This window comes from Ruegeria sp. CE6 (genome assembly GCF_056537485.1).
In genome coordinates, this window is record NZ_JBQFRR010000002.1 from 1000540 (window position 1) to 1022490 (window position 21951).

A 21951-nucleotide genomic window follows, 5' to 3' on the forward strand; every position below is an offset into this window, starting at 1 on the left:
TCATAGGTTTACAGGATATCCGGTGTGACCCGTATCAATGTGGGAACCTCGGCCTGAAAGGCGGCGCGCACTGCGGCCTGCATCTCATCCAGCGTCTTCGGTGCAGCTGACAGCGCCCCGAACGCCTCGGCCAGTTTGCAGAAATCCGGGTTTCGCGCGATCACCGCATTGGGCGCGATCTGTCCGCGCACCATGCTCTCTTCAATCTCTTTGAGTTTACCATTGTCCCACAGAATGATGGGTAGCGGCAGGCCGAGTTCGACAGCAACCCCAAGCTCTTGCATTGTGTAGTGAAAACCATAGTCACCCGCGATGACCGCTGTGGGTTTGCCCCGCCGTGCTACTGCACCACCGATCCCGGCTGGCAGGGCGTAACCCAGCGTGCCAAATCCAGTCGGGTGGTGCCAATGATAAGGAAAGCCCATGTCCCAGACTTCTTTCGCGACATACGCGAATTGGGTCATGTCCGAATAAATCATCGTATCCAAGGGCATGGCCGCCCTGAGTGCATCGACCACAGGGACAATGCCCGGGCGCTCGGCATCTACCTCGGCCCGCCAGCGCGCGCGCGCCTCGCGCACCTCGTCCGCAGACCAACCAGCGGCTGGTTTTACCTGATCGGACACTGCCCAGAGCGCATGCGCAAAACTCTCACCATCTGCCTGCAGTTTGACAGCTGCACGATGGTGGTCTGACAGCACTTGCGGGTCCAGATCAACACGCACCATAGTTGCGTTGTGGCCCAGATCATGGCGCCACAGATCAACCTCGCCCAGTTCAGCACCGACAACAACGACAAGATCAGCCGAGGCAATTACTTTGGCGCTGCCCGGTCGTGGCAGCATCGATCCGAAATCCAGCGGATAATCGGACCCGGCCAGCCCGCGACCGGCATACGTCGTGAAGCACGCCGCCCCCAACTGGGTCAGGATCTGTCGCCAAAGGTTAGACCGGCACCCGCCGCCTAATATGAACAAAGGCCGCTGCGCGATATTCAGCAGCGACAGAACCGGTGCCACATCCGGTGGAACAGTCTGGTTGCGCAAGGCAGTTTGGTTTGGAAAAGGTGCAGGCGCTGCCTCGGCCTCCAATTGCGCGATGGGTACCTGAATGTGTTTCGGTCGCGGGCGCGACAGCTCAAACTCTTCGAAGGCGCGCTCGATCAGACCATAGGCAGCCTTGGCATCGTTCGCCTGACAGGACCAGTCTGTAACTGTCTCGGCCGCAGCGCGTTGATCCTTCATCTGATGCAATTGGCCACGCAGTGCTTGTGTCTCTTCGAGGCAAGAAGACAACACCAGCATCGGCACCGAATCCGAATAAGCCTGCCCCATCGGCGTCATGATGTTGCACAGGCCCGGTCCGGTGATCACATAGGCCACCCCCGGCTTGCCAGACGCGCGGGCATATCCATCGGCCATGAAACCGGCCCCCTGCTCGTGCCGGGCCAGAACATGCGTGATCCCGGCCTCTTCGATACCGCGATACATTTCCTGATTATGCACGCCCGGTATGCCAAAGATCACGTCAACGCCACGATCCTTAAGCATGTGCGAGATCTGCGCCCCAAGGGGTCGTTTCATTAGCCTCTCCAGAATTGAACGGTAAAGATTGCGTAGACAGCTAGCAGTTCAAGGCGTCCGACCAGCATCCCGATCGTCAGCAGCCACTTGGCGCCGTCATTCAGCCCCGCAAAGTTGCCTGCTGGCCCGATCTGTTCCCCCAGTCCCGGCCCCACATTAGCCAGTGCCGTCGCGGCCCCCGATACCGAGGTGATAAAGTCCAACCCAGTCAGGGCCAGCGCCCACGACAGAACCCCCATCGATAGTGCAAAGAACATGAAGAAACTCATGACCGAGGTCAGCACATCGCGACTGATCGGTCGTCCATCATAGCGCGGCACGAACACACCATGCGGCGAACGAATTCGGCTGAGCTGGGTTTTAATCGACGCAAACAGCAATTGATAGCGGAACACCTTGATCGAACACGCGGTGGACCCCGCGCAACCGCCAATCAATCCGATCAGGAAGAACAACATGACCGGAAAACTGCCCCAGCCCATATAGTCGACACTCGCGTACCCGGTGCCCGAAATGATCGATGTGATGTTGAACAGCGACTCGCGGAACGCCTGCTCCCAATGGTGCGGAAAGACCGAAGTCAGGAAGATCGACATAATCACAACCAGAACCACGATGGTTGCCAGAAACGCGCGAATCTGGCTGTCTTTCCACAACGAGCTTGTGTGACCATTGGCCAATTGCACATACCGCACAAATGGCAGCGCCGCGAGGATCATGAAGATGGCAGCGGCATATTCCAGAGGTCCCGAAAACCGGGCGAAAGAACTGTCATAGTTTGAAAACCCGCCCGTAGCGATTGTGGTCATGGCATGCACGACGGCGTCAAAAAAGCTCATGCCGAAACCGGCATAGACCAATGCGCAGACCACCGTCAGAAAAACGTAGATCAAGGAAATCTGCCCGGCGATCTCTTGCGCGCGGGGCAGAATTTTCCCCATGGTTTCAAACCCTTCCGAGCGGAAGATCTGCATCCCACCAACGCGCAGCTCAGGTAGGAACACCATCGCCACGACGATGATTCCGATGCCCCCCAACCATTGCAAAACGCCCCGCCAAAGCAACAAGCCCTGTGGCAGTTCGTCTAGCCCCGAGATCACGGTTGAACCTGTGGTGGTCAGCCCCGACATCGCCTCGAAATAGGCATCGACGAAACGCAGTTCAGTTTCGCCGAACAGAAACGGAATTGCGCCAAAAACCGGCAACGCCACCCAGACACCCGAGGTCAGCAAAAAGGTCTGACGGATGGTCAGACCTTCGCCCACCCCGTTGGAACAACTCATCGCAAGAACACTGCCGGTCAGCAGTGTGATGACCGCGCTTTCAAAGAAAACATGCCACTCGCCCCGCCCCTCGATCATGTCGACAAGCATAGGCAGTAGCATGGTCGCCCCTAGAATGGCGACCAGCAGGCCAATCACATATCCGACCGGGCGAAGATCCATCATGACGGGCAGCGTTGGCGCGCCAGCCCGACGGTGTCAAGCAGATGATCCGTGTTAACTGTCGGATTTTATCTCGACGCCCGGCATCGCGGGTGGCTTCGACGGGGCGCGTGCACGACGCGGTGCCGGTTTGGCCTGCTCAGCCGACGCAGCTGCGGGTTTCTTCGTCGCAGGTTTTGCAGCGGCAGGTTTCGGAGCCGCTGTGGCCAGAGGCGCAGCTTTTGCCGGGGCGGGCTTGGCTGGGGCGGGCTTGGCCACCGCAGGTGCCTTGGTCGCCGCTTTTGCCGTGTTTGCCGATGCTTTTGGCGCTGCGGCTGCCGGTTGTGCCTTGGCTTGTGCGGAAGATTTAAACTCCGCAACCGGCTTGGCCGCCGTTGATACTGGCTTGGCCGCTTTCGAGGCGGATTTCGCAGATACTTTGGCCTTCGCCGGTGCTGCTTTCACACCCGGTTTGGCTACCGGGGCCGCCTTGGGTGCAGGGGCCGCAACCTTAGGAGCCGCCGCTTTCGGCGCAGGTGCCACCGCAGGCTTAGCCGCCGCCTTCGGCTTTGGTGCTGCTTTGGGTTTCGGCGCCTCTTTAGGCTTTACTGCAACCTTGGCTTTTGCAGCCGGTCTGGCTGGCTTTCGCGTTGCTGGTGTCGCCACTTCGCGGGCAACCGGTGCGGGTGCCTCGGCTGTCTTCAATCCGTGCAGAGGTGTCATCGGCAGATCAAAAGCCGCGCGGGTCATGATCTGCATGATCTCCATCTGACTGGCCATTGCGTAACCGGCCATCCGGATAGCGGCTGCCTGAAACTCAAGCGGTTGAGTAATCGGATTCATTGCATGTCTCTCCTGATAAAACCGAGGCAGCGGGTAGATGAGTAAAGGACCCCGCCCGCCCCAATCGTCCGGGCGGATTTGCAGGTTGGCGGTCCAAGGCGTTGCACGTCCCGGTTTCCTTTCGGGCTGCGCGACCCGGTTTTTACGGATGCGCAGCAGCTGCACTCGGGGACAATCTAGCGCAATTCAGGGTGCAGATGCAGCAATTCCTGCTGCATTGCGGCAAAAAAGCGCCCATGCAGGATTTTTGACTGTTTTTCCAGCAGCTTCCGCAGGGTCAATCAGCCCACATGAAACAGCGTCGTGAACAAACGCGGGTCCAGGCTCGCGGATTCGAAGGTTGGACCTTCGGTCAGAATCGAGACCGCATCATGGCTGTGCAGGCTTTCCTGATGGCTGGCGATCACACGGAAATCGCCGACATGATGATCGGCCTGCAGCTCGGCGCAGAACAGACGCGCGGCATCTTCCACGAATATGGGATTGGCCGCGTTCAGTTCGGCAAAGGCCTGTTCATCTTCGCGCTTGACCATCACCTGAGTTTCGGTTGGCACCGCGCGGCGGCACAGCGCGATCAGATCTTCGAACCACAGGCAATCGGCGTTGCAATCGATAACCACCGAAATCCGCGCCACCGAGCGCTGGGAATGCGGCGTCGCCAGCTGCCCGCGGGTTGCGCGCGCGTGTTCGCTCAGTTCCAATGAACAGGGGCATGTGGACGAATAGACATAGTCCAGATGCATAATCTTCAGACGTTCTCCGCCTTGATCAACCAGTTCCAGCGCGATGTCGTAATACTGGTATCCGGACAAGCCCGAACGCAGGCTCTCAATCCGATCGGGATAGGAAAACCGCATCTGTATGCGCGCATCCAAACTATCCAGATCAGTCAGATAGTCGTTCAGCGCTGCCTCCATCACCTCAAAACTAAAGGTGCGCTCGGCATGCTTGTAGAAGGACCGCATGATCCGAGACATGTTGATGCCCTTCTTCTCGGCCTCAAGGCTGACAGACCCGGTGACCGAGGTCTCAAGTGTCAGCTCGGCACCGCTTTTGCGATGGAACCGGATCGGCAGACGGAAATTCGAGATGCCGACATGCTGGATCTGCTGCATCGAACCCCGGATCAGGCTGGACGGACCGTTTTGCAGATCCGGCAATGTGGCCTTGTAGGCTGCATCCGCCTCGAACTCGTGGGGATATTCGCGCGACAGGGCTGGATAGTTTGACGGCAACAGCCCCGGGACAAGCTGCGCAATGGCCGGGTCCAGTTGACTGATCTCGGCCGCCGAGGCTGATTTCGCCCATTCGCGCAGCACCTTGAGCGCTGCTGCGGCCTGATCGTGATCGGGTGTCTCGTTGATGTCGCGCGGATGAATGTTCATTGGCACGGATCCCTTGCTAGGCCGACGGTTATATACCACCGAGGTTTAATTACCAGTCCTGAACGATACGCGCGGAATAGCAGTCCGGATCGAAATTCGAGGCAAGAAATCGTCATTTTACAACCAAATGCGCCGGATCAGGCGGATCACATCCGCCTGATGATGCATTCCCGGCGCAACACTAGCACTGAGATACGTCTAGCGCGCGCTGGATATCCGCAAGCAAATCACCGGCATCCTCAAGCCCAACCGAAAGTCGTATCAGGCCCGGCGTGATACCCAACTCATCGCGTTGTTCGTCGCTCAGACGCTGGTGCGTTGTGGTGGCCGGGTGCGTTGCGATCGACTTGGCATCGCCTAAATTATTCGAGATCACAGGGATCGTCAGCGCATTCAGGAAAGCAAACGCCGCCGCTTTGCCGCCCTTGATGTCCAGCGATAGAACCGTGCCGCCCTTGCCGCCCAGCTGCTCTTGCACCAACGCGTTTTGCGCATGGGTTCTCAGCCCGGGATACAGAGTCCGCTCCAGTGCAGAATGCCCTTCTAAAGCTTCTGCGATCGTTTGCGCGCTATCGGCTTGCGCGTTTACGCGCAGGGCCATGGTTTCAAGACCTTTGACCATGATCCAAGCGCTGAACGGGCTAAGCGCACCGCCGGTGTGCTTCATGTAAGGCTCGACCGTGCCACGGATGAATTCCTTGGTGCCGATGATCACGCCGCCCAGCGCCCGGCCCTGCCCGTCGATATGCTTGGTCGCCGAATAGACCACCACGTCGGCTCCCTGTTCGATCGCGCGCGAGAACACGGGTGTCGAGAACACGTTGTCCACGATTACAACCGCACCCACCGCATGGGCCAGCTTCGACACGGACGTGATGTCGATCACTTCAAGCGTCGGGTTCGACATGGATTCAAAAAACACTGCCTTGGTGTCAGGCCGGATCGCGGCCTCCCACGCGTCCAGATCGGTGCCGTCTACAAAGGTCACCTCAACGCCATAACGCGTCAGGATGTTTTCGAGGATATACAGACAGGACCCAAAAAGCGCCTTGGCTGAAACCACATGGTCGCCCGCCTGCAGCATCGAAGTCAGCGCACCGTTCACAGCGGCCATACCTGAAGCGGTGGCAAACGCATCCTCGCCGCCTTCCAAAGCTGCGATACGCTGCTCGAACATCGACACGGTGGGGTTGCCGTAGCGGGCATAGATGAACTCATCCGGGCCGCTTTCGATAAACCGGGCCTCGGCCTGCTCGGCGTTATCGTAGACAAACCCCTGCGTCAGAAAGATCGACTCAGAAACCTCATTGTACTGACTGCGACGGATGCCGCCATGGACGGCTTGGGTGCGTTTGTTCCAGCTCTCGCTCATCTCATTCCTTTCAGCCCCGCATTGGAGGCAAACAAAAAACCCCAGACGCGGCCAAGCGAAAGGGGTCTTTCATCCTGACCTTTTAGCGGTGTTGTTTAACGTGGCCCGCAATCCGGTAACAAATCGCCACATGAATGAAGATGCGTTTACGCCCCGCCCCGGAACACGTCAAGCCCGACTGATCACCGGTCACGCTTTCGTAACACGGCCGGGCGCGCTCTTGCCGTTTGTGCAGAAAGCTTCATGATCGCCCAAACTCAAGGAGGCCCCATGATTGAACTCTATTTCTGGCCCACGCCCAACGGCTGGAAAGTGTCCATCGCTCTGGAAGAGATGGAGCTGCCCTGCAAAACCCACCTGATCAACATCGGCAAGGGCGACCAGTTCGATCCCGAGTTTCTAAAGATCTCGCCTAACAACCGTATGCCCGCCATCGTCGACCCGGACGGCCCTGACGGCGCGCCTGTTTCGGTCTTCGAAAGCGGCGCGATCCTGATGTACCTCGCCCGCAAGACCGGGCGGTTCTACGGCAATACCGAACGTGACAGGATCGCAGTCGAGGAATGGCTGATGTGGCAAATGGGCGGCGTAGGCCCGATGGCCGGCCAAGCGCATCACTTCCTTAAATACGCCCCACATCTGGACCCGCCACAAGACCATCCCTATCCGAAAGACCGCTATCGCAGTGAGGTCGGGCGTCTCTACGGCGTACTCGACCGCAGGCTGGCCGAAAACGAATACGTCGCCGGCGATTTCTACTCCATCGCCGACATGTCGATCTGGGGCTGGGCCAGCCTATGGGAAGGCCAGCAACAGGTGCTTGAGGACAAACCGCATTTCACCCGTTGGCTGGACATGATGAGCGCTCGTCCTGCGGTTATAGCAGGCCGCGCGTTGCACGCAGACCTGCGGGGAGATCATCGGGACCAGAAATCACAGGGCGTTTTGTTTAAACGGTAAGCAGGGGGTATGTTTGGATCGCAAGTCATATTTTCTGGATGCTAGAATCAGGAGTGACTTTTGACTGCGATAGTACAATCGGCTTCTAAATCTGTTCCGCCCGAGACTCTCGCCGATCTTCTTTGGAGCACAGATCCAAAACTAAACGGCTACATGTTTGGTAAAATGGATGTCTTGCACAAGATCATCGGAACGGAATGGCCTGCGCAACAGGGTTTGTATTCATACAAACATGCCTTTACGGCCATGCAACACGACAAGGTTGCGGGTCTCCTTATTGGGCATACAGACGAAGAGTATTCTGCGAATTTCGATTTTTCCGTGGATAATCAGGCTAATGCTCTTGGCGAAGATGAAGCGCTTCATCTAAAATCTGCCTTGCATTGGATGGATCGGTTGTTTCCTGCCCCGCGTCAAAACTCCTACTACATTCTCGAATTCGCCGTGAGTCCAGATATGCATGGCACTGGTATTGCCGGCCAACTCTTTGAAGTAGCAACAAAACGAGCTTTGGCGGGCGAGTGCAATCAGATATGCCTTGACGTAGCCGCCAACAATGAAGCCGTTAGTTTTTATGAGCATATTGGATTTAACGTCGAAATTGAAACGCGCGTGCCCGTATTGGACAACGAATATGGAATAGGTGTGCACCTGCACATGGTCCACGAGATCGATCAAAGCCTCTGACATCGGCTCAGGCTCAATTACAATATTGTTGATAAGAACATTCATGCGCGACCGTTCAAGTCGCAATTCCCTCTAGAAACACTTAACTCGCTTCACTAAGGAAGAATTCGACAACCGAAAAAGGAAGACGCACGCAATGGCAAAGATCACCTATGTCGAGCATGGCGGTACCGAACATACAGTCGAGGTCGCCAACGGACTGACAGTCATGGAAGGGGCCCGTGACAACAACATTCCCGGCATCGAGGCCGATTGCGGCGGTGCCTGCGCCTGCTCGACCTGCCACGTCTATATTCATCCTGACTGGGTCGAGAGAATCCCCGCCAAGGACGACATGGAAGAAGACATGCTTGACTTCGCCTATGAACCCGACCCGGCCCGCTCGCGCCTGACCTGCCAGATCAAGGTCACCGACGCGCTGGATGGTCTGGTCGTGCAGATGCCCGAAAAGCAGATCTGATGCACTCTGATGCGCCGCGTCAGCCCAACCGCCTTTGGCACCGTCGGGCGCGCGGCGCTGTTCTGATGGTTTGCATTTGGCTAACGGGGAATATGCCCGCAGCCAGCGGCGAAACCAAAGTATCTGCGCGCTTCACGGAACCAACAACACGCTACGCCCATGGGGTGCTTGGCGACGCCATCGAATACGGTGCTTTGGAAATCGGCGTCGGAACAAGTATTTCCTCGGCGGCGCGGCGAAAAGTCGATAGCTCCAAACGCTCGACCGTTACAATACGTCTGCCTGAAGACCGCGTATTCGAAGATCTTGCCCCACGCCTGGCCGATATCGATCAGGACGGGTTGCCCGAAATCATCGTTGTAGAGGCCCAGCAGCATACGGGTGCTCAACTGGCGATCTATGACATAAATGGTCAAAAAATCGCCGCCACCCCCCATATCGGCACGCGCAACCGCTGGCTCGCCCCCATCGGTGCCGCCGATCTGGACGGCGATGGACATGTCGAGATCGCCTATGTCGACCGCCCACACCTTGCGAAAACTCTGCGCATCTGGCGTTACAAAGACGGTGAACTCATTGAAATCGCGACAATCCCTGGCCTTACCAATCACAGGATCGGAGAAGATTTTATTTCAGGCGGTCTGCGCCAATGTGAAACGCACCCTGAGCTGATCCTCGCCAGCGCCGACTGGTCGCGGATCATAGGCGTCTCGTACAGCAAAGGCTGGCGACAAAAAGACCTCGGACCACTCAACAGTCTCAAAGATCTGGCCAACGCACTAAAGTGCTGATCCGATCTTCATCTGGCCATAAATACCTCGGGGAGCGCGAGGGGCTGGCCCCTCGCCCCGAAATCATCAAGCCGGGCGCAGCCCGACTACTGAGTTAAAGCGCGCGCCAGCCGATGTCGCGACGGAAGAACCCTTCAGGCCAATCAACACCTTCAACCATGTCATACGCCCGGTCGCGTGCGTCTTTCAGCGTTTCCCCACGCGCAGTCACATTCAGAACGCGGCCACCCGCGGCCTGAACCTTGCCTTCAGCCGCTTTTGTCCCCGCGTGGAATACCATGTTGCTACTATCCTCGGCCAGATCGCCCAGGCCGTTGATCACAGTGCCTTTTTCATAAGAACCAGGATACCCCTTTGCCGCCATCACGACCGTGATGGCGTGATCGTCGGCCCAGTTCACCCGCGTCTCAGCCAAGCGACCCTCGGCCGCCGCGTGCATCAGGTCCATGGCCTGAGCGCCAAGGCGCATCATCAGTACCTGACATTCGGGATCTCCGAACCGCACGTTGTACTCCACCAACCTGGGCTGACCATCCTTGATCATCAAACCGGCGTAGAGCACACCCTGAAACGGTGTCCCGCGCCGCTTCATCTCGGCCACCGTCGGGCGCACGATCTGATCCATCGCAAGGGCCTCGATCTCGGCGCTCAGCACCGGGGCCGGAGAATAGGCGCCCATACCCCCTGTGTTCAGCCCGGTATCGCCCTCGCCGACGCGCTTGTGATCCTGCGCTGTGCCGATCGACAGGATATCCTCTCCGTCACAGAGCACGAACAGAGACGCCTCCTCGCCCTCCATGAACTCCTCGATCACCACTTCGGCCCCCGCGCCACCAAAGGCTCCGCCGAACATGTCGTCAATCGCGTCCAGGGCGGTTTGCTCGTCCATCGCAACGATCACGCCCTTCCCGGCAGCCAGCCCATCGGCCTTGACCACAATCGGGGCCTCCTGCGCACGGATGTATTCCTTGGCGGGCTCAGCCTCGGTGAACCGGGCATAAGCCGCCGTCGGCGCGCCGGATGCGTCACAGATTTCCTTGGTGAAACTTTTTGAGGCCTCCAGCCGCGCCGCTTCTGCCGAGGGCCCAAAAACCAGCACACCCGCTTCGCGCAGCCGGTCAGCAACCCCTGCAGCCAAAGGCGCTTCGGGGCCAACGATCACGAAATCAATCGCGTTTTCCTCGGCAAAGTTGACCACAGCACCGCCATTCTCAATGTCCAACGCCGCGCACTCTGCGATCTGCGCGATCCCGGCATTCCCCGGCGCCACAATCAGGCGATCACATTTGGGGTTTTGCATCACCGCCCAAGCCAGACTGTGCTCGCGTCCACCGCTGCCGAGAATGAGGATATTCATGAAACGCTCCGATCTGCTTGGCCTTGCCTGCGCGGCGTTCTAAGCTGCGCAGAGATTTGACACAAGGCGCTGAAATGTCCGACCTGCTAGATGACCCGATTCCGGGTCAGAACACCCCCGAATACACTGTCTCGGACATCTCAGGCGAGGTGAAGCGCACGCTCGAGGGCACCTTTGGCCGAATCCGTGTGCGTGGAGAAGTGGGCCGCGTGTTCAAGGCCCGTTCGGGTCATCTGTATTACGACATAAAGGACGACCGGAACGTGCTGGCCTGCACAACTTGGAAAGGGCAGATTTCTGGTCTTTCAGTTGTTCCCGAAGAAGGCCTCGAGGTTGTCGTCACCGGGCGCCTGACAGCTTTTGGAGCCCAGTCGAAATACAACCTGAATGTCGATGAAGTCGCCGTCGCCGGGCAAGGCGCGCTGATGGCATTGCTGGAAAAGCGCAAAAAGCAGCTCGAATCCGAAGGCTTGTTTGCGGCTGAACGCAAGAAACCCCTGCCCTACTTGCCGCAGATCATCGGCGTTGTCACTTCGCCCTCCGGTGCGGTGATCCGAGACATCTTGCATCGGCTGCGTGATCGGTTCCCGCGCAAAGTACTGATCTGGCCCGTCGCGGTTCAGGGGGCAAACTGTGCCCCCGAAGTGACCCGCGCCATCGAAGGCTTCAATCAACTCACACCGGGCGGGGCCCTCCCGCGACCCGACCTGATTATCGTCGCGCGCGGCGGTGGGTCCATAGAAGACCTCTGGGGCTTCAACGAAGAAAGCGTCGCGCGCGCGACTGCAGCCTCAGAAATCCCGCTGATCTCGGCCGTCGGGCACGAGACGGACACCACCCTGATCGACTATGTCTCGGACCGCCGCGCGCCTACGCCAACCGCCGCTGCCGAACTTGCCGTGCCTGTGCGTATGGAATTGCTGGCTTGGACCAACGAACAAGGGGCCCGCCTGTCGCGCGCGGCAACGGACGCCGTGCAGCGCCGCAGCCAACGGCTGCGCGATCTGTCGCGCGCGCTGCCGCGCCCAGACACACTGCTGGAAAGCCCGCGCCAAAGACTAGACCAGATCTCGGAACGCCTGCCTAACGCGCTGATCCGGGGTGTTCAGAACCGCCGCGTCAAACTGCTGGACAGTGCGGCCCGCCTGCGCCCCTCGACCCTGCGCAGCTTTGTCGAAACCCGCCGCGACCGCTGGCGCAACCTGTCTTCGCGCCTGTCAATGCGCCCGATCCAGCGCGAGCTGGAAACACGGCGCGATACCCTCAACCGACTGACCGATCGCCTGAACGCCGCGCAATCCACACGGCTGGACCGCCTCCGCCAGCAGATGGACGCCACCGACCGCCTACGTGAAACGCTGAGCTACAAAGCGACGCTCGGGCGTGGCTACGCCGTCGTGCGCGCCGAAGGTGAAGTCATCACAACTAAATCTCAGGCCTCGGGTCACACTGTGCTTGAGATCGAGTTCGCCGATGGTCGCCTAAAGACCGGAGCATCAGACAAAGCCCCCTCCAAGAAACCCAAACAAGCGCCGCCCGATCAGGGTTCGCTGTTCTGATCGATGCTGACGATCTGGGGCCGTAATACATCCTCGAACGTTCAGGCCCTAATGTGGTGCGTGGGTGAGCTTGGCCTAGAATACCAGCGTCACGATCTTGGCCATCGCTTCGGCGGGCTGGACACTGCAGCGTTTCGGGCACTGAACCCAAACAAAACCATCCCCGTCCTGCAAGATGGCGACAACCCACCGCTTTGGGAAACCGGCGCCATCCTGCGATATCTGGCCACCCAATATGGCGATCAGGCATTCTGGCCTTCAGATCCTACCCGGCGCGCCACGATCGACAAATGGGCCGAATGGGCGAAACTCAACGTGGCGATGGCGTTTACCGTTCCGGTGTTCTGGCAAATTGTGCGAACACCCGTTGAACAGCAGGATCAAACAGCGATCCGTCGGGCTGTCAGCGATTTGGAAATCAAACTGGCAATCGCAGACAAGGAGCTGGACCAAAACACGTTCCTTGCGGGTGAGCATTTTACACTGGCGGATATACAGTTCGGCCACGTTCTTTACCGCTACTACGATATCGACATCGTCCGCGCACCGTTACCGCATTTGCGTCGATACTATGAACGGCTAACCGAAAGGCCCGCGTTTCAACATCACGTCATGCTGGACTATCAAGACCTGCGACCATTTCAGACCCCGACATCCGGTCCGTAGCACAACATCTCTTCGCCAATATCCTCGGCCTCGTACAGCTCGGTCGCGGTCGGGTCGCCCTCAAATTGCGCGATCAAACCGCCCCCGGATTGCCAGAACACCCAGCATTGCGGCGCCAGTTGATCCTCATAGATGAAACAGATCTGATCTTCCTGCTCGTACCAAACTCCGTTCATGCAATTGCCATCCAGAAATGACCAGATGACTCGGCGGTCTGGCAGATACCGTTCGACCCCGTAGGCCTGCCCATCGAATCCGTAATACAAGGTTTTTCCACGTGTATACGCATCGAATTCAGACCCCGTCAGAGGTGACTGTGCCGCAACGGGCTGTGAGGCAAGGGTCAGCAGAATCAAGCAAATTCGGATCATGACCACACTGTGTCAGAAGCAGCCCACAAGTGCCATTCAACCTTTCCACATCGCGGCGATCGGCAAGATAACTCCACGTCACGCCTTGATGCACCGCCGAGATCATGGCGATGATTGACTCAAAAACATCGGGGACGCACCATGACAACACTTCTTTTCTGGATTGCGGCGGCCTGCGCGCTGGCCTACCTGCCACTTACCGCGCGCCCGGCCGGCACCCTGCGTAGCATGCTGAAAACAGCATCGGTCGTGCTGCTGGCAGGCGTCGCCATACTGGCAAGCGCGCCATGGCTCCTGATCCTCGCCCTTACCTTCTGCGCGATAGGTGATGCCCTTCTGTCACGCGAAACCGACAGCACATTCATGGCAGGCATCGGTGCATTTGCTGCGGGGCATTTGGCCTATATCGCCTTGTTTATGACGAGCCCCAGCAGCAGCCCTGAACAGATCTTCGACCACCCCGCGATCTTCTGGTCCCTTATCATCCTGGGCATCGTTATGGCCACGCTGCTCACCCCCCGCGCCGGAGACCTCAAAATCCCCGTCCTCGCTTATATTCCAATCATCCTGGGCATGGGCATCACCGTTCTTGCCCTTCCCGAAACTGGAGCCTTACGCTGGGCCCTTCCCGCCGCGATGGCCTTCATCGCCTCGGATCTGGCGCTTGCGACTGAAAAGTTCCTGCTACCTGCCAATCACCCGACCCTGAAGCTTACGCCCTATCTGGTCTGGCCGCTTTACTGGGCTGCCCAAGCCGGGTTTCTGATCGCCTTCACCTGACCCTTTGCAACTGCCGCCAATCCGCATTAGGTGAGGGGAACACCTGCGGAGACCAAAAATGGCGTTTTTCTCAAAGCTCAAGGACAAGCTGTTCAAATCCTCATCGCGCCTCGAAGAGGGGCTGGATGCGATTGTCGAGGATGGCGGCGAGGAAACCCCAAATCCTGATCCGGTGATCCCCGAACCAGAACCCGAACCGCAACCGGTTCCCGAAGTTCCAGAACCCACGCCCGCGCCGCAACCGGTCGAGCCCCCTGCTCCGATCCCAACTGATCCTACACCGGCCCCTCCACCCCCAGAGGTTCCAGAATCCAAGGGTTTGATGGGTCGCCTGTTCGGCCGAAATGAATCCAAGACCGTTGTCCGCCGCACGCTGGACGACGACATGCTGGAACAGCTCGAAGAGCTTCTGATCGCCTCGGACATGGGCGTCGACACCGCCCTGCGCGTTACGTCCAACATGGCCGAGGGGCGCTTTGGTCGCAAACTCTCGACCCAGGAAATCAAGCAGCTTCTGGCGCAGGAAGTCGCCCGCGTAATGGACCCCGTGGCCAAACCCATGCCAATCTACCCCAAGCGCCCACAAGTGGTGCTGGTCGTGGGCGTGAACGGCTCAGGCAAAACCACGACCATCGGCAAGCTCGCCAGCCAGTTCAAAGCCGCGGGCAAAAAGGTCGTCATCGCCGCCGGAGATACCTTCCGCGCAGCCGCCGTCGAGCAGTTGCAGGTCTGGGGAGACCGCGCAGGCGTCCCGGTGCTGACCGCGCCCGAAGGCTCAGACCCCGCTTCGCTGGCCTTCGATGCCCTGACAAAAGCGCAGAACGAAGGCGCTGACCTTCTGATGATCGACACAGCGGGCCGCCTTCAGAACCGCGCCGACCTGATGGAGGAACTGGCCAAGATCGTCCGCGTCATCCGCAAGGTCGACGACACCGCCCCGCACAACACCCTGCTGGTACTGGACGCCACCACCGGCCAGAACGCCCTTAGCCAGGTGGAAACCTTCCGCAATCTGGCAGATGTCTCGGGCCTCGTAATGACCAAACTGGACGGCACAGCCAAAGGCGGCGTACTGGTCGCCCTCGCCGACAAGTTCGGCCTGCCGATCCACGCCATCGGTGTCGGCGAACAAATCGACGACCTCGCTCCGTTCGACCCCGAAGAATTCGCCGCCGCCCTCACCGGGTTGCAAAGCTGATCCGCCCCTTCATCTGGCCGAAAATACCTTCGGGGGGCGTGGGGGGCAGACAGCCCCCCACTCTCTCCGCCCAAGCGAAAGCCCCGATTTGAGCGACTGGCTGATCTCCCTCGAAGGCACCGAAGCAGGCCACCAACTCGCCCTCGCGCTCGCGCTGATGGCGGCCTTCCTGCATGCGGTTTTCGGTGCACTGCAAAAAGGCCGCCACGACCCGTGGATGTCGCGCGGGGCGATCGATGCCTGCTACTGCCTTATGGCGATGCCATTCGCCTTCTTCATCGTGCCATGGCCCGAACCTTACATGTGGCCGATCTTTGGCGTCGTCTGGCTGATCCATATCGGCTATAAAGTGCTGCAGGCGATGGCCTACACCAAAGGCTCCTATACCGTTGTCTATCCGGTCGTGCGCGGTACTGGCCCGCTCTTCACCGTGATCGGAGCCTATCTTTTGTTCGGTGAAACCTTCTCGGCCATCCAATGGCTTGGAGTCGCGACGCTTCTTGCGGGTATCTTCGGCCTTGCCGCCTATAACCTGCGCTACCTTGAGACTAATCGAGATACGCTGCAAATCGCGCTTGTGCTGGCGGTCGTCACGGGCCTCTTCGTGGCGCTCTATACGACCTATGATGCCTACGGTATCCGCGCTACGGCCGATCCGTTCACCTTCCTAGCGTGGTTCTTCATGATCGACGGGGCCGCGATGCCGATCTATGCTGCGCTCAGATACCGCGCAATGATCCACCGCCCTGCGCTTGGACCTCTGATGCTTCGCGGGTTCGCGGGCGGCATCATCGCGCCGATGTCCTTCGGTGCCATCATGCTCGCCACGCGACTGGACAAGGTCGGAGAGGCGGCGGTCCTGCGCGAAACCTCCACCGTTTTCGCAGCACTCATCGGCTGGCTGGTGCTGAAAGAAACTGTCGGCCCCAGACGCATTGCGTTGATGGCATTGATTGCACTCGGCGCAGTAATAGTTGAAATGGGCGGGTAAGCAGCAGGTTGGAATCATGGCAGAGAAAAAAGACATCAACCCATTCCTCAAACAGGTACTGGAACTTGGCCCCCCACTGGCCTTCTTCTTCATCTACCTGCGCCTGCGTGATGACAATTTCGTGATCGGCGGCACCGAGTATTCTGGGTTCATCGTCGCCACCATCCTGTTCGTGCCGCTGATGCTGGCTGCCATGGGCATCCTCTGGTACCTGACGGGCAAACTCAGCCGGATGCAGATTTTCACCGCATTCATGGTGATTTTCTTCGGCGGCCTCACCGCGTGGTTCAATGACGAGCGGTTTTTCAAGATGAAAACAACGCTGGTCTATGGCTTCTTTTCCGCCATCCTCGGGATCGGGCTTTTGCAGGGGAAATCCTACCTGGCATATGTTCTGGACGAGATGCTACCCATGCAGCACGAGGGCTGGATGATCCTCACCCGGCGTCTGTGTGCCTGTTTCGCAGTACTGGCCGCAGCCAATGAATTGGTCTGGCGCACGATGTCAACGGACCTATGGGTCAAGATCGAAACCTTCGGCTTTCCCATTGCCTTGATGGCGTTTCTGATGATGCAGTTCAACCTGCTGCAAAGCTATATGGATGATCCCGACAAGCAATAACTGTTCTTACCCAAGCGTAACAAGCTAACAAAATTTCTTGGCTTAAGCTTGAAGCTGTGAAAAGTTGGGTCACCACCCGCACCACTCAACCCCGGAGATCAGCGCCCGAATGATGGCATTTCCCAACAGTGGATTCCTGTCCGAAGCCTCTGAAGAGCTGCGCACCATGCTGGCAGCCCAGGCCACCGAAGTCACATTGGATCGGGGCGATGTCCTGTTCGAGCAGGACGATGAAGGCGATGCGCTTTATGCCATTCTTTCCGGTGCGCTCGAAGTGTCATTTCTTGCGTCGAGCGGGCGCAAGCTGTCTCTCAGCATGATGCGCCCAGGTGAGGTGTTCGGGGAAATCGCGTTGTTCGACAGCGGTCCCCGCACCGCAACCGTAACAGCAGCTGAGCCCTCCAAAGTCCTGCGCGTTCGCCAGAAAGACATGATGGCGCAGATTCGGGAACATCCTGACCTTGCGGTGGATCTGATCCGCTTGGCCGGTCTTCGCATGCGTTATATGGGCGCTCAATTGAACGAGCAGGTATTCCTGCCGATGCCGATCCGACTGGCGCGCAAGCTTTTGCACCTGGCAGGACAACAGGACAGCCCAACGGCACGTATCACGCTTTCGCAGAGCGAATTGGCCGAATTTGTCGGTGCGACGCGTGAGGCAGTGTCAAAGACCATTTCGACATGGAAACGCGACAATGTCGTCGAAGCTTCGCGCGGCGGGCTGCAGATCCACGACTTTGACGCGCTGCGGCAACTGGCCGAATCCGATTTAATCTAAATTTTCGGCACAGATGTGATCCGCTTCACATACGCAGCTTTAAGATTGCCCTAAGGTCAATCCCGTTACCGTAGGAGGTCGGTTTTATCATCCCCGATATCTGTCCACCGACCTCTCCCTGTACAGAGCCATATGCCTTCCCCGGCATATGGCTTTTTTCTTAACGAAGTATGAAAAAGGCCGGGAAAATATCCCGACCTTCTAATTTCGGATCTGTTCGCTGAGTTTATTATTCTAGGCTCAGCGCTACGAACCGGGGTTCCCCGCCCCGCCGCACCAGCAGCAGCAGAGATTTGCGTCCTGCTTCACGCGCCTCATCCATCCGCGTCTCCAGATCAGTGATCGAAGTCACCCTCTGCTGCCCCGCCTCAGTGATAAGATCACCGGCGCGCAGACCCTTTTCAAAGGCTTCCGAGGATTCATCAACATTGGTCACCAACAATCCTTCGGCATCGGCATCCAGACCCAATTCCTCGCGCTGGCTATCCCCCAGCGGAGCGATGGTCAGGCCAAGAATATCCTTGTCTTCCTCCGTCGGCGTTTCGGCTTCCGGCTCTTCGCCGTTCTCGGCACGTTCGGCGTCTTCGCGGCGGCCCAGCGTCACCAGCACAGTCTGGGTGCCTCCATCACGGTGCACGACCACACGCACAGATTTGCCAACGGTGGTCTCTCCCACCTGCCGCACAAGACCGCGTGTATCCTCGACCTCGACACCATCAAAGCTGATGATCACGTCTCCTGCCAGCAGGCCCGCTTCTTTTGCCGGGCCGTCCGGTACATCGCTGATCAACGCACCTCCGGGTTTGTCCAGCCCCATCGCCTCGGCCATATCCTCGGTCACGTCCTGAATGCGCACGCCCAGCCAACCGCGGCGGGTCTCCCCGAACTCACGCAGTTGATCAACGACCTTGATCACCACGTTCGAAGCCATCGAGAAACCAATCCCGATCGAGCCGCCATTGGGCGACAGGATCGCCGTATTTACGCCGATCACCTCGCCATTCATGTTGAACAGCGGCCCACCCGAGTTGCCCCGGTTGATCGCAGCATCTGTCTGGATGTAGTCATCATATGACCCGCTCAGCGCCCGATTCCGGGCCGAGATAATCCCTGCTGACACCGAAAAGCCCTGCCCCAGCGGGTTCCCCATCGCGATCACCCAATCGCCCACGCGGGCAATGTCGCTGTCACCGAACTGCACGTATTTCAGCGGCCCTTCCGCCTCGACTTTCAGCAGCGCGATGTCGGTCTTTTCGTCCCGGCCGATTACCTTGGCAACCAAATCTTTCGCGGGCTGGCCATCACCGGGAAAAAACTCGACCAATATCTCATCGGCTTCGGCAATCACGTGATTGTTGGTGACGATATAGCCGTCTTCCGAGATCACGAAGCCCGAGCCCAGCGCATTGCTGCGACGTGGACGATTTTCATTGTCCCCGCCATTGCGATCCTGAAACTCTCGGAAAAAGTCTTCGAATGGTGAGCCCTCAGGCACGATCCCTTGCGGGCCAGTCTGGCCTTCGATCAGCGTCGACGTGGTGATATTGACCACCGCAGGGCTAATCTGTTCAGCCAGCGGCGCCAGGCTATCACCCCGCGCCTGCGCGGACACGGATTGAGCCAAAACCAGCAGCACCCCCACTAACGTCAGCCACATCAGCCGCATCTTCATAACAAAATCGTCCCGTCGGACGGACACACTGCGCGCCTTAGCCTGCACTTGGGGTCTCCTTGTTGACTAATTCTCTATTGGCATCACCCGGATGCCCTTCTTTGCAACCAATGTAGTCAGTTTGTCCCGGCCCGCAACTCGGGATCGCGGGGAAATCACCGGTGCGTGAAACCATCGCATCAAAAACCGACCTGATATGCGCCCCACAGCAGCACCAGCCCACTGACCACACAAAGCAGCCCGACCAGCCGCCGCGCCTGTTCCGGCAACGCGCGCAGCGCCTCAAGCATGCGTTCTATAAGCGAAGGGGCCAGCGCATAGGCCAGCCCCTCGACAATCAGTACCAGCCCGAAGGCCAGAAGGATCATGCCCATCACTCAGCGGCCGCAGCTGCCGGAGCCCGACGCCCGGTCGGAGAAGCAAGGTAGTTGAAGAACTCCGAGTCCGGGCTCAGGATCAACGAGCTGTTGCTGCCTTGCAGGGCATTCTCATAGGCGGTCAGCGAACGGTAGAATTCAAAGAACTCCGGATCGGCACCATAGGCTTCGGCGAAGATCGCGTTGCGTTCGGCATCTGCCTCACCGCGAATGATCTCGGCCTCACGGTTGGCGTCGGAAACCAGTTCAACCACGGTCCGGTCGGCCTGCGCGCGCACACGCTGCGCGGCTTCGTTACCGCGGGCGCGTTCGTCGGTCGCTTCACGTTCCCGTTCTGCCTTCATCCGGTCAAACGTCGCCTCAAGGTTGGCCTGCGGCAGATCAGTCGCCTTCAGACGCACGTCGATTACGTTCACGCCCAGCGCACGTGCCTGTGCAATCGCGCTGTTGCGGATACGCAGCATCAGTGCGGCACGATCCGAGCTGAGGATGTCACGGGACGAAACCGAACCCAGTACTTCGCGGGTTTCGGCGCGCAGAATGCGGTCCAGACGATCCTCGGCAACCGGGATACCGCCGACACCAACGGCCTGACGGAACTGTTCCAGATCAGAAATCCGGTAGCGTGCGAAGGCATCGACCACCAGACGACGATCGTCCAGAGGCGTCACTTCCAGCGGCTGAACGTCAATCGACAGGATACGGTCGTCATACCGTACCACTTCCTGAATCAGCGGGATTTTGAATGCCAGCCCCGGATCTTCCTTAACCGCAACAACGCGACCAAATTGCAGAACCAGAGCGCGCTCACGCTCGTCCACGATGAAGATCGAGGACAGAACACCGACTATCGCAAGAAAGATGATCGGCAGAATAAACGTTGTCTTACGCATCAGTTGCTCTCCCCTGCAGGGTTACGGCGCAACTCGTTGAGCGGCAGATAAGGCACAACGCCCTGCCCCGATCCTGTCGAGTTTTCATCCAGAATGATCTTGTCCACATCACCCAGCACCTGCTCCATGCGTTCCAGATACAGACGTTTGCGGGTCACATCAGGTGCTTTGGAATATTCCTCCAAAACCGCGCTAAAGCGGCTGGCTTCACCCTGTGCACCGTTGATCTGCTGGGCACGATAAGCTTCAGCCTCTTCCAGTACCTGCGCGGCTTCACCACGCGCCTCAGCGAGAACGCGGTTGGCATAGGCGTCAGCGACGTTCTGCAACCTGTCACGCTCCTGCGCGGCGGCCTGAACGTCGCGGAACGCGGCAATCACGTCCTGCGGTGGATCAGCCTTGTCAAAGTTCACACGAACGATGTTCACACCCGAATCGTAGCTGTCCATTGTCTCTTGAATCAGTTCCTGCAGGCGATCAGCAATGATACCGCGATCCCGGTTCAGGATCGGCGCAAGTTCGCTTTGGGCAATAATCTCACGCATCGCCGATTCAGACACGGCGCGGATCGTCTGGCGCGGATCACGCAGGTTGAACAGGAATTTCGCCGGGTCATTGATGTTCCAGACAACCTGATAGTCGATATCGACCACATTCTCGTCGCCGGTCAGCATCAGACCATCGTCGCTGCCACGGGCACCGCCCATGTCTTCGTTCTGTTCGCGGGTGACCGGAATGACCTCGGCGGTCACAAACGGCCAAGGCGCAAAGTTCAGACCCGGATTTCCGACAGCCGAGAACTCACCCAGAAACAGTTCTACAGATTGTTCTTCGGGTTTGACTGTATAAAAGCTTGCTAGCCCCCACAGACCTGCCGCAACCAACAGACCGATCGCAACGGTCCCTTTGGTAAACGCGGGGCCACCGCCGCCGCCCGAACCATTTGTACCACGGCCACCGCCGCCACGACCGCCCATCAGGACGCGCAGCTGTTCCTGGCCCTTTTTCATCAGCTCATCGATCTCGGGGATCTGCGGGCCGTCACCTTCGGGGGGCTTGCGCCCATCCCCGTTGTTACCCCGATTTCCTCCGCCTCCGGATGAGCCTCCGCCCCCCCAGGGGCCGCCGCTGTTGCCCGCCATATGTATCTTTTCCCTTGTGTTGGACCGTGTGATCACGGGT

At 58.6% G+C, this 21951-nt stretch carries 22 protein-coding genes and 1 riboswitch; of the genes, 11 read left to right on the plus strand and 11 right to left on the minus strand.

Annotation, left to right across the window (positions count from 1 at the left end):
* Positions 1-8: 8 nt before the first annotated feature.
* From ACR0DK_RS13420 to metZ, 5 genes are all read right to left on the minus strand, one after another.
* Complete coding sequence (locus tag ACR0DK_RS13420) at positions 9-1583, minus strand: thiamine pyrophosphate-binding protein (RefSeq protein ID WP_170510601.1); 1575 nt, start codon at positions 1581-1583, stop codon at positions 9-11.
* On the minus strand, positions 1583-3031 hold the full coding sequence (locus ACR0DK_RS13425; protein ID WP_170393516.1) for a TrkH family potassium uptake protein: 1449 nt from the start codon (positions 3029-3031) through the stop codon (positions 1583-1585). Before ACR0DK_RS13425 ends, ACR0DK_RS13420 begins: the two co-directional genes overlap by 1 nt.
* 51 nt (positions 3032-3082) lie before the next feature.
* A complete protein-coding gene (locus ACR0DK_RS13430) occupies positions 3083-3850 on the minus strand; it encodes a hypothetical protein (RefSeq protein WP_480736543.1) in 768 nt (255 codons plus the stop codon).
* A 281-nt stretch (positions 3851-4131) separates the two neighbouring features.
* Positions 4132-5235 (minus strand): GTP cyclohydrolase FolE2, encoded by a 1104-nt coding sequence (folE2, locus tag ACR0DK_RS13435; RefSeq protein WP_170421073.1) that lies wholly within the window; start codon positions 5233-5235, stop codon positions 4132-4134.
* Positions 5236-5416: 181 nt separating this feature from the next.
* Positions 5417-6607, minus strand: a complete 1191-nt coding sequence (gene metZ, locus ACR0DK_RS13440) for an O-succinylhomoserine sulfhydrylase (RefSeq protein WP_480736545.1) — start codon at positions 6605-6607, stop codon at positions 5417-5419.
* A 62-nt stretch (positions 6608-6669) separates the two neighbouring features.
* Positions 6670-6747: riboswitch (SAM riboswitch) on the minus strand.
* Between the two features lie 130 nt (positions 6748-6877).
* Between metZ and ACR0DK_RS13445 the strand changes: the two genes are divergently transcribed.
* The 4 genes from ACR0DK_RS13445 to ACR0DK_RS13460 all read left to right on the plus strand — a co-directional run bounded on the left by ACR0DK_RS13445 (position 6878) and on the right by ACR0DK_RS13460 (position 9505).
* A complete protein-coding gene (locus ACR0DK_RS13445) occupies positions 6878-7567 on the plus strand; it encodes a glutathione S-transferase N-terminal domain-containing protein (RefSeq protein ID WP_170596014.1) in 690 nt (229 codons plus the stop codon).
* Between the two features lie 60 nt (positions 7568-7627).
* Positions 7628-8254: a GNAT family N-acetyltransferase gene (locus tag ACR0DK_RS13450; RefSeq protein WP_480736547.1), complete on the plus strand. Its 627-nt coding sequence runs from the start codon at positions 7628-7630 to the stop codon at positions 8252-8254.
* Between the two features lie 136 nt (positions 8255-8390).
* Positions 8391-8714 (plus strand): 2Fe-2S iron-sulfur cluster-binding protein, encoded by a 324-nt coding sequence (locus ACR0DK_RS13455; protein WP_170393530.1) that lies wholly within the window; start codon positions 8391-8393, stop codon positions 8712-8714.
* A gap of 92 nt (positions 8715-8806) precedes the next feature.
* Positions 8807-9505, plus strand: a complete 699-nt coding sequence (locus tag ACR0DK_RS13460) for an FG-GAP repeat domain-containing protein (protein ID WP_480736549.1) — start codon at positions 8807-8809, stop codon at positions 9503-9505.
* A gap of 94 nt (positions 9506-9599) precedes the next feature.
* Here ACR0DK_RS13460 and purD read toward each other — a convergent pair whose 3' ends face one another.
* A complete protein-coding gene (gene purD / locus ACR0DK_RS13465) occupies positions 9600-10862 on the minus strand; it encodes a phosphoribosylamine--glycine ligase (RefSeq protein WP_480736552.1) in 1263 nt (420 codons plus the stop codon).
* Positions 10863-10936: 74 nt separating this feature from the next.
* Between purD and xseA the strand changes: the two genes are divergently transcribed.
* The gene (gene xseA, locus ACR0DK_RS13470; RefSeq protein WP_170465496.1) at positions 10937-12421 is read left to right on the plus strand and encodes an exodeoxyribonuclease VII large subunit; all 1485 of its coding nucleotides are present in this window, start codon (positions 10937-10939) and stop codon (positions 12419-12421) included.
* Between the two features lie 3 nt (positions 12422-12424).
* Positions 12425-13087: a glutathione S-transferase family protein gene (locus ACR0DK_RS13475; protein ID WP_170465498.1), complete on the plus strand. Its 663-nt coding sequence runs from the start codon at positions 12425-12427 to the stop codon at positions 13085-13087.
* Here the strand turns inward: ACR0DK_RS13475 and ACR0DK_RS13480 are convergent.
* Positions 13063-13458: a hypothetical protein gene (locus ACR0DK_RS13480; RefSeq protein WP_170393540.1), complete on the minus strand. Its 396-nt coding sequence runs from the start codon at positions 13456-13458 to the stop codon at positions 13063-13065. The two genes, ACR0DK_RS13475 and ACR0DK_RS13480, sit on opposite strands and share 25 nt — an antisense overlap.
* Positions 13459-13599: 141 nt before the next feature.
* Between ACR0DK_RS13480 and ACR0DK_RS13485 the strand changes: the two genes are divergently transcribed.
* From ACR0DK_RS13485 to ACR0DK_RS13505, 5 genes are all read left to right on the plus strand, one after another.
* Positions 13600-14238 (plus strand): lysoplasmalogenase family protein, encoded by a 639-nt coding sequence (locus ACR0DK_RS13485; protein ID WP_480590768.1) that lies wholly within the window; start codon positions 13600-13602, stop codon positions 14236-14238.
* A gap of 58 nt (positions 14239-14296) precedes the next feature.
* Positions 14297-15436 carry a signal recognition particle-docking protein FtsY gene (gene ftsY, locus ACR0DK_RS13490; RefSeq protein ID WP_170645841.1) on the plus strand — a complete coding sequence of 380 codons (1140 nt, stop codon included), beginning with the start codon at positions 14297-14299 and terminating at the stop codon, positions 15434-15436.
* 88 nt (positions 15437-15524) lie between these two features.
* Positions 15525-16427, plus strand: a complete 903-nt coding sequence (locus ACR0DK_RS13495; protein WP_170393546.1) for a DMT family transporter — start codon at positions 15525-15527, stop codon at positions 16425-16427.
* 16 nt (positions 16428-16443) lie between these two features.
* Entirely contained in the window at positions 16444-17049 is a 606-nt protein-coding gene (locus tag ACR0DK_RS13500) for an inner membrane-spanning protein YciB (protein WP_170393548.1), read from the plus strand.
* A 109-nt stretch (positions 17050-17158) separates the two neighbouring features.
* Positions 17159-17827 (plus strand): Crp/Fnr family transcriptional regulator, encoded by a 669-nt coding sequence (locus ACR0DK_RS13505; RefSeq protein WP_170393550.1) that lies wholly within the window; start codon positions 17159-17161, stop codon positions 17825-17827.
* Positions 17828-18056: 229 nt separating this feature from the next.
* Here ACR0DK_RS13505 and ACR0DK_RS13510 read toward each other — a convergent pair whose 3' ends face one another.
* The 4 genes from ACR0DK_RS13510 to hflK all read right to left on the minus strand — a co-directional run bounded on the left by ACR0DK_RS13510 (position 18057) and on the right by hflK (position 21911).
* Positions 18057-19499: a Do family serine endopeptidase gene (locus ACR0DK_RS13510; protein WP_480736634.1), complete on the minus strand. Its 1443-nt coding sequence runs from the start codon at positions 19497-19499 to the stop codon at positions 18057-18059.
* 179 nt (positions 19500-19678) lie between these two features.
* Entirely contained in the window at positions 19679-19873 is a 195-nt protein-coding gene (locus tag ACR0DK_RS13515) for a DUF2065 domain-containing protein (protein ID WP_170393554.1), read from the minus strand.
* Complete coding sequence (gene hflC, locus ACR0DK_RS13520; protein WP_170393556.1) at positions 19873-20769, minus strand: protease modulator HflC; 897 nt, start codon at positions 20767-20769, stop codon at positions 19873-19875. The genes ACR0DK_RS13515 and hflC overlap by 1 nt, the downstream gene beginning before the upstream one ends.
* Positions 20769-21911 carry an FtsH protease activity modulator HflK gene (gene hflK, locus ACR0DK_RS13525; RefSeq protein ID WP_170393723.1) on the minus strand — a complete coding sequence of 381 codons (1143 nt, stop codon included), beginning with the start codon at positions 21909-21911 and terminating at the stop codon, positions 20769-20771. The genes hflC and hflK overlap by 1 nt, the downstream gene beginning before the upstream one ends.
* Positions 21912-21951 lie beyond the last annotated feature (40 nt).